This window comes from Rhizobium sp. WYJ-E13 (assembly GCF_018987265.1).
Taxonomy (GTDB): Bacteria; Pseudomonadota; Alphaproteobacteria; order Rhizobiales; family Rhizobiaceae; genus Rhizobium.
Genome location: NZ_CP076853.1, coordinates 3,411,469 through 3,423,581, shown reverse-complemented (window position 1 = coordinate 3,423,581; position 12,113 = coordinate 3,411,469). Strand labels below are relative to the sequence as shown.

At 59.6% G+C, this 12,113-nt stretch carries 11 protein-coding genes; 8 read left to right on the top strand and 3 right to left on the bottom strand.

Annotated elements, in window-relative coordinates; translation table 11 throughout:
• Positions 1 to 65: 65 nt before the first annotated feature.
• Entirely contained in the window at positions 66 to 1,376 is a 1,311-nt protein-coding gene (gene xylA, locus KQ933_RS17070) for a xylose isomerase (RefSeq protein ID WP_216755972.1), read from the top strand.
• A gap of 148 nt (positions 1,377 to 1,524) precedes the next feature.
• Positions 1,525 to 2,145, top strand: coding sequence for a trans-aconitate 2-methyltransferase (locus KQ933_RS17065; RefSeq protein WP_216755971.1), 621 nt, complete (start codon positions 1,525 to 1,527; stop codon positions 2,143 to 2,145).
• 22 nt (positions 2,146 to 2,167) lie between these two features.
• Here the strand turns inward: KQ933_RS17065 and KQ933_RS17060 are convergent, their stop codons facing one another.
• Together KQ933_RS17060 and KQ933_RS17055 are read right to left on the bottom strand one after the other, a co-directional pair.
• Positions 2,168 to 2,554: an ester cyclase gene (locus KQ933_RS17060; RefSeq protein ID WP_216755970.1), complete on the bottom strand. Its 387-nt coding sequence runs from the start codon at positions 2,552 to 2,554 to the stop codon at positions 2,168 to 2,170.
• 92 nt (positions 2,555 to 2,646) lie between these two features.
• Positions 2,647 to 3,678, bottom strand: a complete 1,032-nt coding sequence (locus tag KQ933_RS17055) for a LacI family DNA-binding transcriptional regulator (RefSeq protein ID WP_216755969.1) — start codon at positions 3,676 to 3,678, stop codon at positions 2,647 to 2,649.
• Between the two features lie 166 nt (positions 3,679 to 3,844).
• Between KQ933_RS17055 and KQ933_RS17050 the strand changes: the two genes are divergently transcribed.
• The 5 genes from KQ933_RS17050 to KQ933_RS17030 all read left to right on the top strand — a co-directional run bounded on the left by KQ933_RS17050 (position 3,845) and on the right by KQ933_RS17030 (position 10,005).
• Complete coding sequence (locus KQ933_RS17050; RefSeq protein ID WP_216755968.1) at positions 3,845 to 5,371, top strand: sugar ABC transporter ATP-binding protein; 1,527 nt, start codon at positions 3,845 to 3,847, stop codon at positions 5,369 to 5,371.
• Between the two features lie 75 nt (positions 5,372 to 5,446).
• Positions 5,447 to 6,451 (top strand): ABC transporter permease, encoded by a 1,005-nt coding sequence (locus KQ933_RS17045; protein ID WP_216758936.1) that lies wholly within the window; start codon positions 5,447 to 5,449, stop codon positions 6,449 to 6,451.
• Positions 6,452 to 6,537: 86 nt separating this feature from the next.
• Positions 6,538 to 7,485, top strand: a complete 948-nt coding sequence (locus KQ933_RS17040) for a substrate-binding domain-containing protein (RefSeq protein ID WP_216755967.1) — start codon at positions 6,538 to 6,540, stop codon at positions 7,483 to 7,485.
• A 249-nt stretch (positions 7,486 to 7,734) separates the two neighbouring features.
• Entirely contained in the window at positions 7,735 to 8,790 is a 1,056-nt protein-coding gene (locus tag KQ933_RS17035; RefSeq protein ID WP_216755966.1) for a sugar phosphate isomerase/epimerase, read from the top strand.
• A gap of 27 nt (positions 8,791 to 8,817) precedes the next feature.
• Positions 8,818 to 10,005: a Gfo/Idh/MocA family protein gene (locus KQ933_RS17030; protein ID WP_183735361.1), complete on the top strand. Its 1,188-nt coding sequence runs from the start codon at positions 8,818 to 8,820 to the stop codon at positions 10,003 to 10,005.
• A 79-nt stretch (positions 10,006 to 10,084) separates the two neighbouring features.
• Here KQ933_RS17030 and KQ933_RS17025 read toward each other — a convergent pair whose 3' ends face one another.
• Complete coding sequence (locus KQ933_RS17025; RefSeq protein ID WP_216755965.1) at positions 10,085 to 10,492, bottom strand: DoxX family protein; 408 nt, start codon at positions 10,490 to 10,492, stop codon at positions 10,085 to 10,087.
• 241 nt (positions 10,493 to 10,733) lie between these two features.
• Here KQ933_RS17025 and KQ933_RS17020 point away from each other — a divergent pair, with 241 nt between their 5' ends.
• Positions 10,734 to 12,107 carry a GH1 family beta-glucosidase gene (locus KQ933_RS17020; protein ID WP_216755964.1) on the top strand — a complete coding sequence of 458 codons (1,374 nt, stop codon included), beginning with the start codon at positions 10,734 to 10,736 and terminating at the stop codon, positions 12,105 to 12,107.
• Positions 12,108 to 12,113 lie beyond the last annotated feature (6 nt).

Sequence of the window (12,113 nt, the reverse complement as noted above, 5' to 3'; positions counted from 1 at the left end):
TCCGGATGAGGGCGCGCGCACGGTACTGACGATAAGACTGAACGACAAACCCAAGGAGAACCCCAATGAGCACCGGATTTTTCGGCGATATCCAGAAAGTGAAGTACGAAGGCCCTGACAGCACCAACCCGCTGGCTTTCCGCCACTACCAGCCGGATGAAATCGTTCTTGGCAAGCGCATGGAAGACCATCTGCGTTTTGCCGTCGCCTACTGGCACACCTTCACCTGGCCGGGCGGCGACCCCTTCGGCGGTCAGACCTTCCTGCGTCCGTGGTTCGAAGACACGATGAAGGCCGCAAAGCTGAAGGCTGACGTCGCTTTCGAATTCTTCTCACTGCTCGGCGCGCCCTATTACTGCTTCCATGACGCCGACGTTCGTCCGGAAGGCAAGAACTTTGCCGAAAACACCAGGAATCTGAACGAGATCGTCGATTACTTCGCCGAGAAGCAGGCGGCTACCGGCACCAAGCTGCTTTGGGGCACGGCGAACCTCTTCTCCAACCGCCGCTACATGTCGGGTGCTGCCACCAACCCGGATCCGGACGTCTTTGCTTTCGCCGCCGCGACGGTGAAGACCTGCATCGACGCCACGCAGAAGCTCGGCGGCGAGAACTACGTTCTGTGGGGCGGCCGCGAAGGTTATGAAACGCTGCTCAACACTGACATCGGCCGCGAACTCGACCAGCTCGGCCGCTTCCTCAACCTCGTTGTCGAGTACAAGCATAAGATCGGCTACAAGGGTACGATCCTCATCGAGCCGAAGCCGCAGGAGCCGACCAAACACCAGTACGACTACGACGTCGCGACCGTCTACGGCTTCCTTAAGAAGCACGGCCTCGAAAACGAAGTGAAGCTCAACATCGAGCAGGGCCATGCGATCCTCGCAGGCCATTCCTTCGAGCATGAGCTGGCGCTCGCAAACGCGCTCGGCATTTTCGGCTCGATCGACATGAACCGCAACGACTACCAGTCCGGCTGGGATACCGACCAGTTCCCGAACAATGTTCCGGAAATGGCTCTGGCCTATTACTACGTCCTGGCGGGCGGCGGCTTCAAGACGGGCGGTACCAACTTCGATTCGAAGCTGCGCCGTCAGTCGCTCGATCCGGCAGACCTGCTGATCGGCCATATCGGTGGCATGGATTGCTGCGCCCGCGGCCTGAAGGCTGCTGCCAAGATGCTCGAAGACAAGGCTCTGTCGCAGCCGCTCGCAGACCGCTATGCCGGCTGGAATTCGGCCGAAGGCCAGAAGCTCTTCCGCGGCGAATATTCGCTGGATGAGATCACGCAGTGGGTCGAAAGCAAGGACGTCAACCCGCAGCCGAAGTCCGGCAAGCAGGAGCTGCTCGAAAATATCGTCAACCGCTACGTTTGATCGGCGGTTTTGATTATTTGAAGAGCCGGGTAGCGAAAGCTTCCCGGCTTTTTCATTTGCGAAGGCGAACGTTGGCTAGTTGTACTGGTCGGGCAGAGGGAAATCTGGCATGCCATCAGCGGCGATGGAGAAAACGCTTGGGCGCTTCATGACGGACGATCGCAAACCGCATTGGGAAAATGTCTATTCGACCAAAGGCGAGGCTGATGTCAGCTGGTTTCAGGAATGCCCTGCGCCTTCTCTCGATCTGATTCATTTCGTTAAGGCAAAACGTTCTGACGCTATCGTCGATGTCGGCGGCGGCGCTTCAAGGCTGGTTGACGGCCTTCTTGCTGAAGGGTTCGTCGATGTGACTGTGCTCGATCTCTCGGCGGCTGCGCTCAATGCGGCGCAAAAGCGTCTCGGCGCCAAGGCTGACGAGGTGACGTGGATTGCCGGCGACGCCACTCTTTGGGAGCCGCCGCAGGCCTATGATATCTGGCACGATCGCGCAGCCTTCCATTTTCTGACCGATGCGGCTGAACAAGCGGCCTACATCGAGCGACTGAAACGCGCGCTGAACATCGGCGGCTCTCTGATTATTGGAACTTTCGCCCTTGATGGGCCGGAAAAGTGCAGCGGTCTGCCAGTTGCGCGCCATAGTTCGGACAGTCTGCTGGAACTGTTGGGAGCAGGTTTCGAGCTGATCGACAGCCGCCGCCACGATCATTCGACACCTTGGGACAGCGTGCAGAGATTTCAATTCAGCACGTTCAGGCGAATTGCATGATCGCAGAGGAACCCTGGAAGTTTCAAAGTTGTGATTCGATCGCGGCCTTGTCTATGACCGACCAGACGGTTTCGATCTTTCCATCCAGGAACTCGTAGAAGACGTTTTCGGCGAACTGCACCCTCCTGCCGTTGATTGGAAGACCGAACAGCTCGCCCTTCGGGGTGCAGTTGAACTGCAAACGGCTTGCCACACGCGGCGGCTCGCAGATTAGCAGCTGAATGTCGAAGAAGAGATCGGGGATAGCGCGAAAATCGTCTTCGAGCATCTCGCGATAGCCGGACAGGCCAATATGCTCGCCATTGTAGCGAACACGCTCGTGGACGAAGTTTCCCAGATTATCCCAATCCTGGCCGTTCAGGCAGGCAATGTAACCTCGGTATCTGTCGGCCAGCAGATCTCGTGACATTTCGGTTGCCTCGTCTTTACAAAGGAGTCCGTCGCCAAATTAGGACAGCATTGAGTTCGGGCAATAGCAAATCATTGGCAGCGGCTTCGAGCCTACCGCTTCTGCCAGTTGCGCGGCGGCGCAGAGACGGAATTACGCACAACGAGATCCGGCCGCAGCAGGATTTCCGTTTCGGCCGGTCGGCCGTTGGAGAGAAGCTCAAGGAGCAGCGCCATGGCTTGTTTGCCGATCGCTGTGCGCGGCTGGCGAATGGTCGTCAGCGACGGGCTCATGAAAACGGCTTGTGGCACGTCGTCAAAGCCGGTCACGGAAAAGTCCTGCGGGATATTGTAACCGCGGGCATTGAGGCCGATCATGACGCCGATCGCTGTCTGGTCGTTGACGCACATGAAGGCGGTGGGGAGCGTATCGCGCATGAAGAGTTGCTCCACGGCGTGGCGGCCGCTCTCGATCGTGCCGTCGCCTTCCAGCACGATACGCGTGTCTTTCGGCACGCCGGCGGCGTCGAGACCGGCGTCATAGCCTTGCCGGCGGCGGCTGTAGGCGAGGCGGGTGCGGGAATCGCCGATAAAGGCGATCTTGCGGTGTCCTTCGGCCAGGAGCAGGTCAACGGCTTTCCTGGCGCCCTCGATATCGTCAACGCCGACATAGGGGATGCCACCATTGAAGACAGGTTCGAATACGCCGACGCTCGGCGGCAGTTGCGCCGTCACAGTCTGATGACCGAAGGGCAGGATGCCGGTGAAAAGGATGAGTCCCGCCGCCTGGTTGGAACTGAAGAATTTCAGATATTCGAGGCCGCGCTGCGCATCGTTCTGCGTATGGCCGATGAGGATACCATAGCCATGGGCACGAGCCTCATTCTCCAAGCCGATCAGGATGTTGGAAAAGTTAGGGTCGCCGATATCGGGCGCCACCACAAGGATCATATTGGAACGGCCGAGCCGCAGGCTGCGCGCCATGGCATTGGTCGTATAACCGGTGATGGCGATTGCCTGGTTGACCTTCAGCCGTGTGGAATTGGCCACCTTTTCGGGCATGTGGATTGCCCGCGAGACCGTCGCGATGGAAACCTCGGCGATCCGGGCGACGTCTTCGATTGTTGCGGGCGTGGAATTCGACACGGGGCTCCGCCTTGGGCTGTCTTCGCCGCACACTACACAGACTTGCCGGGAGGTCAAAGGTACCGCACAACAGATCTGTGTAAATCCACGATGTAAACCTTTACATGCCAGATGTAAAGGTTTACATATGCCTAGTATAAGCGGATGGGAGCCGCAGGAGGAAATCATGACCGTGGATACCGCAGAGGCTGCACCGGTGGTGTTGTCCGCCCGGCGCATTTGCAAGTCTTTCAGCGGCGTGCAGGTTCTTTTCAGCGTCAATTTCGATCTTCGCGCTGGTGAAATCCATGCGCTGATGGGTGAAAACGGCGCCGGCAAATCCACTCTCGTCAAGATCCTCTCCGGCTTCGAGCAGCCGACGTCGGGCGAAATCGTGCTCGACGGCAAGCCCGTGGTGCTGCCGCCGAACGGCGCGGCCGAAGCGCTCGGGATCGTCATCATCCATCAGGAATTCAATCTCGCCGAACATCTGACCGTGACCGAGAGCCTGTTTCTTGGCCGCGAAGTTACGCATTTCGGTGTGCTCGATCGCAGATATATGCGCGCGGAGACTCGCCGGGTGCTGGATGTGCTTGGTTCGCATGTCGACGAGAATGCGATGATCAGCTCGCTCTCGATCGCCGACAAGCAGATGGTCGAGATCGCCAAGGCGATCAGCCGTGATGCCCGTGTTGTCTTCATGGACGAGCCGACGGCCGTGTTGTCGCGAGAAGAAACCAATATGCTCTTCAAGCAGGTGCGCAAGCTGCGCGAGCAGGGCACAAGCTTCGTCTTCGTGTCCCACAAGCTCGACGAGGTCATGGAGCTGACCGACAAGGTCACGGTGCTGCGTGACGGCCAGTGGGTCAAAACGGCGCCGACCTCCATGCTTGATGGGGAATCCATCGCGCAGTTGATGGTCGGCCGTGAGCTTTCCAGCCTCTATCCCGCTAAGGTCGAGCCCAATGTGGACGAGGAAGTGGTTCTTCGCGTCAGCGCGGTGTCTACCGGCTACGTACAGGATGCGAGCTTCGAGGTGCGCAAGGGCGAAGTCATCGGTTTCTCCGGCTTGATCGGCTCCGGCCGCACGGAATTGATGGAAGCGGTCGCCGGCCTGCGCTCGCGTCTGTCGGGCGAAGTCGTCATCCACGGGGAAAGCGTGCACTCGGGCGATGCGCGCGCGGCCAATCGCGCCGGCCTTGCCTATATGACCAAGGATCGCAAGTCGAAGGGGCTTTTGCTCGGCTCGGGCATGATCGCCAACCTGACGCTGCAGTCGCTCGAGCGGCATGTCAGCCATGGTTATCTGAGCCCGAGCAGCGAGGCGGCCGCACTTGCCAAGGCCAAGCGGCGGTTCGACATCCGCGTGCGTGACGGCAATATCATTGCCGGCCGCATGTCGGGTGGCAACCAACAGAAGCTGCTTCTCGCCAAGGTCATGGAGACCGAACCGCAGATCATCATCATTGACGAGCCGACGCGCGGCATCGATGTCGGTACTAAGCAGCAGATCTATCATTTCATCTCGGCGCTCGCCCGCGACGGGCGGTCGATCATCGTCGTTTCCTCGGAAATGCCCGAGATTATCGGTCTCTGCACGCGCGTCGCCGTCATGCGCGAAGGCCGGATCGTCGGCATCCTGGAAGGGGATGAAATTTCCGAACAGGAAATCATGCGTTACGCAGCAGGACTGAAGCGTCAGGCGGCCGCCTGACGCCGCCAGGGTACGGGCGCACCGCGCGATAAACAAGATGCCCAGCAGTCATGGGACGGGAGGTTGGTTTTGGATATGAGTGTTAACGAGGAGACCAGGGAAATCCGGCGCAGATCCTGGCGTGATGTCGATCTGCGAGCGGTTGCGCCCTTTGCCGCACTGGCCCTGCTTCTCATCGTGGGCGCGCTGGTCAATCCGAATTTCATCGGCATCACCAACCTTACGAATGTCGCGACCCGCTGCGCCTTTATTGCGATCATCGCCGTTGGCGCAACCTTCGTGATCTCCGCCGGCGACCTCGATCTTTCCGTTGGCTCCATGGTGGCCTTCGTTGCGAGCCTGATGATTCTGCTCATCAATTCCGGCGTCATCGCCGATCCGGTGCTGATGCTGACGGCGGCTGTCGTCTTCGCCGTGATTGCCGGTGCGCTCTGCGGTCTCGCAAACGGCCTCATCACGACGGTCGGTAAGATCGAGCCCTTCATTGCTACCCTCGGCACGATGGGCATTTATCGCGGCTTGACGACATGGCTGTCGCAGGGCGGCGCAATCACGCTGCGCTCGGCTGATATCCAGACGCTCTATCGTCCGGCCTATTTCGGCAATATCCTCGGCATTCCGGTACCGATCGCTGTCATCCTTGCTGTCACTGCCGTTGCGGCCTTCATCCTCTACCGCACGCGTTTCGGCCGCCATGTCGTGGCTGTCGGTTCGAACAGCGACGTCGCCCGCTATTCCGGCATTGCGGTCAACCGTGTGCGCACGATCGCCTTCGTCATCCAGGGCCTTTGCGTGGCGATTGCCGTGCTGCTCTATGTGCCGCGCCTCGGCTCGACCTCGGCCACAACAGGCATCCTGTGGGAGCTGCAGGCGATTACGGCCGTGGTCGTCGGTGGTACGGCGCTGAAGGGTGGTGCGGGCCGCGTGTGGGGCACGATCTGCGGCGCCTTCATTCTCGAGCTCGTCGGCAACATCATGCTGCTGTCGAACTTCATCAGCGAATACCTGATCGGTGCGATCCAGGGTGCGATCATCATCATCGCCATGCTGGTGCAGCGCTCGCTGGTCCGCAAATCGTAAGACAAGCCTGCTTCTCGAATTGGCCGGGCTATCCAGGGCACCCGGCTCGAACTGAAAAGTCCCTGATATTTTTGGGAGGAAATAGCATGCGCAAGCTCATGTTGGGTCTGGCGGTTGCGGGGGTGGCTTTTGCCGGCGCAGCCTACGCCCAGGATAAGAATTACACGATCGGCGTGTCCATTCCGGCTGCCGACCACGGCTGGACATCGGGTGTCGTGTTCCATGCAGAACGCGTTGCCAAGAAGCTGATGGCTGAACATCCGGGCCTGAACGTCATCGTCAAAACCTCGCCGGATGCCGCAACGCAGGCAAACGCAGTGCAGGACCTCGACACGCAGGGCATCGACGCACTCGTCATCCTGCCGTCGGATCCGGATCCGCTCGTCAACGCCATCAAGGAAGTCAAGGGCAAGGGCAAGTTCGTTGCGCTCGTCGACCGCGCGCCGTCGAACAACGACAATTCCGTGCGTGACCTCTACGTCGCCGGTAACAACCCGGCGCTCGGCGAAGTCGCCGGCAAATACATTGCCGAAAAGACGCCGGAAGCTGAGGTCGTCGTCATCCGCGGTCTGCCGATCCCGATCGATCAGCAGCGCCAGGACGGCTTCGACAAGGGGATCGCCGGCTCCAAGGTCAAGGTTCTCGATCGCCAGTATGGCAACTGGAACCGCGACGATGCCTTCAAGGTCATGCAGGACTATCTGACGAAATATCCGAAGATCGACGTCGTATGGTGCCAGGATGACGACATGGCCGTCGGCGTCCTTCAGGCCATCGAGCAGGCCAAGCGCACCGACATCCAGTATGTCGTCGCCGGCGCCGGCTCCAAGGACATGATCAAGAAAGTCATGGACGGAGACAAGATGATCCCGGTCGACGTTCTCTATCCGCCGGCAATGGTCGGCACGGCCATGGAACTGACGGCTGCTTCGCTCTACGATCAGGTTCCGGTTCACGGCAACTATATCCTCGACGCAACCCTCGTCACCAAGGAGAATGCCGAGAACTTCTACTTCCCGGATTCTCCGTTCTGATTACTGCTTTCACGTATGCGCCCATTCGAAAGAATGGGCGCATTTTTCATGCCTTCAGACAAGTTGAAGCCAAAATGCGGCACGTACCTCTTGCCGTTCTGTGGCGAGCGTGGTTAGGTCCAGACCGCGTTGATTTTTGGCTCACCCGCTAAATCCTTCGCATTGGCGGGGAGGCGCCTTTTCTTTACCGAACGGCGCGCTAAGATTTATCGAAAACGTTTACGATCGATATTCAGGGAGGAAACTGACATGAAGACGATCAAAGGACCCGGCTTGTTCCTCGGGCAGTTCGCGGGCGACGCAGCACCTTTCAATTCCTGGGACGCGATCACCAAATGGGCGGCCGATACCGGCTACAAGGGCGTGCAGGTTCCGACCTGGGCAAGCCAGCTCATCGACCTCAAAAAGGCGGCGACGTCAAAGGATTACTGCGATGAATTCGCGGGTAAGGCGCGTGAAAACGGCGTCGAGGTCACCGAGCTTTCCACCCACCTGCAGGGCCAGCTCGTTGCCGTTCATCCGGCCTATGACGAAGCCTTCGACGGTTTTGCGGCGCCCGAAGTGCGTGGCAATCCGAAGGCGCGACAGGAATGGGCCGTGCAGCAGGTCAAGTATGCGCTGACCGCTTCCAAGAACCTCGACCTGAAGGCGCATGCGACCTTCTCCGGTGCGCTCGCCTGGCCTTTCATCTATCCGTGGCCGCAGCGTCCTGCCGGTCTCGTCGAGACCGCCTTCGACGAGCTTGCTCGTCGCTGGAAGCCGATCCTGGACCACGCAGACGAAAACGGCGTCGACGTCTGCTATGAAATCCATCCGGGCGAAGACCTGCACGACGGCATCACCTACGAGATGTTCCTGGAGCGTGTCGGCAATCATCCGCGCGCCAACATGCTCTACGATCCGTCGCACTACGTCCTGCAGTGCCTCGATTATCTCGATAACATCGACATCTACAAAGACCGGATCAAGATGTTCCACGTCAAGGATGCGGAGTTCAATCCGACCGGACGCCAGGGCGTCTACGGCGGTTACCAGGGCTGGGTCGAACGCGCCGGCCGCTTCCGTTCGCTGGGCGACGGCCAGGTCGATTTTGGCGCCGTCTTCTCCAAGATGACTGCCAACAACTTCGACGGTTGGGCCGTGGTCGAATGGGAATGCGCACTGAAGCATCCGGAAGATGGCGCGCGTGAAGGCGCCGAATTCGTCAAGGCGCATATTATCCGCGTGACCGAGAAGGCCTTCGACGACTTCGCGGCCGGCGGAACCGATCAGGCCGCAAACCGGCGCATGCTCGGTCTGTCGTAAGCGGATCGGGATTTCGAGGAGAATATCATGGCAATCGAAGCATCATCCGAACAGACCCGCGAGCCGCGCATCCGGCTCGGCATGGTTGGCGGCGGCGCAGGGGCCTTCATCGGCGCCGTTCACCGCATCGCCGCACGTATCGACGATCAGTATGATCTGATCGCCGGCGCGCTGTCGTCGACACCGGAAAAGGCTGTTCAGTCCGGTCGCGATCTCGGTCTCGATCCGTCGCGCACCTATTCCAGCTACCGGGAAATGGCGATCCGCGAAGCCAAGCTGAAGAACGGCATCGAAGCCGTCTCCATCGTGACGCCGAACCACGTGCATTATGACGCTGCCAAGGAATTCCTGCGCCGCGGCATCCATGTCATCTGCGACAAGCCGCTGACTTCAAACCTTGCCGACGCCAAGAAGCTGAAGAAAGTTGCCGACGAAAGCGGCGCGCTGTTCATCCTGACGCATAACTATACTGGCTACCCGATGGTGCGTCAGGCCCGAGAGATGATTGCCAATGGCGAACTCGGCGATATCCGTATCGTCCAGGCCGAGTATCCGCAGGACTGGCTGACGGAAGCAATCGAGCAGTCCGGCCAGAAGCAGGCTGCATGGCGCACCGACCCGGCACAGTCCGGCGTCGGCGGCTCCACCGGCGATATCGGTACACATGCCTATAACCTGGCCTCGTTCATCACTGGCCTCGAGCTCGACAGCCTTGCTGCAGACCTCGACAGTTTCGTGCCGGGCCGTCGTCTCGATGACAACGCCCATGTGATGCTGCGCTTCAAGGCCAAGGGTTCGGAAAAGCCGGCCAAGGGCATGCTCTGGTGCAGCCAGGTGGCGCCGGGTCATGAGAACGGCCTCAAGGTGCGCGTTTACGGCACCAAGGGTGGTTTCGAATGGGTTCAGGCGGATCCGAACTATCTCTGGTATACGCCGTTCGGCGAATCCAAGCGACTGATTACCCGTAACGGTGCTGGTTCCGGCGCTGCCGCTGCCCGCGTTTCCCGCGTTCCCTCGGGTCACCCGGAAGGGTATCTCGAAGCCTTCGCGACGATCTATACGGAAGCCGCGCATGCCATCAACGCCCACAAGAAGGGCAAGGCCGTCGACAAGGCCGTGGTCTACCCGACAGTCGATGACGGCGTGAAGGGTGTCGCTTTCGTCGAGGCCTGCGTCGCCTCCTCGAAGCGCAACGGCGCCTGGGTCAAGGTCTGAGTTTCTGCGCTATCAAGCGCATGCCATTAGAAACGCCGGGGCGATTCGATATCGCTCCGGCGTTTTTCTTTTTCGGTGATCAGGCGGCAACCGTGGTGCGGCCGCGTTTCAGCAGGTTATCGACGCTGAAGGGGCCGGCGCCGGCGGCGACCAGATAAAGGAAGACGAAGCAGAACAGGATTGCGGCAACACCGCCGTTCTGCGCCGGGAAGAAGCTCTTCGATGCATGGCCGATGAAATAGGCAAAGGCCATCAAGCCGGAAAGCACGAAGGCTGCGATGCGAGTCTGGAAACCGATCAGCACCAGAAAGCCGAGCGTGAGTTCGATGAGGCCGGCAACCCAGGACAGCGAGCCGACGGGCGGCACGCTTGCCGCAGTCGGGAAAAGCAGGATCTTCTGCGTTCCGTAGCTGAAAAGCACGAGGGACGAGACGATGCGCAGCAGGCTCAGGAGATGCGGCTGCAGCAGATGGATCGAGGAGAGCATTCGTTTCCTTTCATATTGCGATGCTCTTTTCCGTGTAAGGATCAGGGTTGCGACGGCAAATCACGACTGCTGACATTGGCGTTATGAGATCCGGAAGAGTGGCTTGTGACAGCCTTGCTGTTCCGTCGTCTCTCTTCCTGTAACGTTGCAGTTTTTCGTGCTGCCGGCCTGTACTTTGGGCGCGGGCTTGGCTAAACCCCGGGCAAACGGTCAGTCCATAACTGAGAGATGGGATTCAGAGATGATCGATCCGAAAAAGCTTGCCGACCGCTTCCCCGGTGATTTCACCTTCGGTGTTGCCACCGCTGCCTTTCAGATCGAAGGCGGCAGCAAGGCCGATGGCCGCAAGCCGTCCATCTGGGACGCCTTCTGCAACATGCCCGGCCGCGTCTATAATCGCGATAACGGTGATGTCGCCTGCGACCACTATAACCGGCTGGAGCAGGACCTCGATCTCATCAAGGATATGGGTGTCGACGCCTATCGCTTCTCGATCGCCTGGCCGCGCATCATCCCTGATGGCACAGGCCCGGTGAACGAAGCCGGCCTCGATTTCTACGATCGTCTCGTCGATGGCTGCAAGGCACGCGGCATCAAGACTTTCGCGACGCTCTACCACTGGGATCTGCCGCTGCTGCTCGCCGGTGACGGCGGCTGGACGGCGCGTTCGACCGCTTATGCCTATCAGCGCTATGCAAAGACTGTCATGAGCCGCCTTGGCGACCGCCTCGACAGCGTAGCGACCTTCAACGAGCCGTGGTGCATCGTCTGGCTCAGCCACCTCTACGGCATTCATGCGCCAGGCGAGCGCAATGTGCAGGCGGCCCTTCACGCCATGCATTACATGAACCTGGCGCACGGCCTCGGCGTCGAGGCGATCCGTTCGGAGGCGCCTGGCGTGCCGGTCGGCCTGGTGCTTAACGCCTCCTCGATCATTCCGGGGTCTAACAGTGCTGCCGATCTTGCTGCCGGTGAGCGTGCCCATCAGTTCCACAACGGCGCCTTCTTCGATCCGGTCTTCAAGGGCGAATATCCAAAGGAATTCGTCGAAGCGCTCGGCGACCGCATGCCCGTCATCGAAGATGGCGATCTCAGGATCATCAACCAGAAGCTCGATTGGTGGGGTCTCAACTACTACAAGCCCGAGCGCGTTGTCGACGATGCCAGCCGCAGGGGCGATTTCCCCTGGACGGTGGAAGCGCCTCCGGCAAGCGACGTGAAGACGGATATCGGTTGGGAAGTCTATTCGCCGGGCTTGAAGCTGGTCGTCGAGGACCTCTATCGCCGTTACGATTTGCCGGAGTGCTACATCACCGAGAACGGCGCCTGCGACAATACCGGCGTCGTCAACGGCGAGGTCGACGATGTGATGCGCCTCGACTATGTCAGCGACCATCTCAATGTCGTCGCCGATCTGATCAAGGACGGTTATCCCATGCGCGGCTACTTCGCCTGGAGCCTGATGGACAATTTCGAATGGGCAGAAGGTTATCGCATGCGCTTCGGCCTCGTTCACGTCGATTACAAGACGCAGGTTCGTACGGTCAAGAAGAGCGGCAAGTGGTATCGCGAATTAGCGAGCCAATTCCCGAAGGGCAACCACAAGGCCGTGTGAGAACGG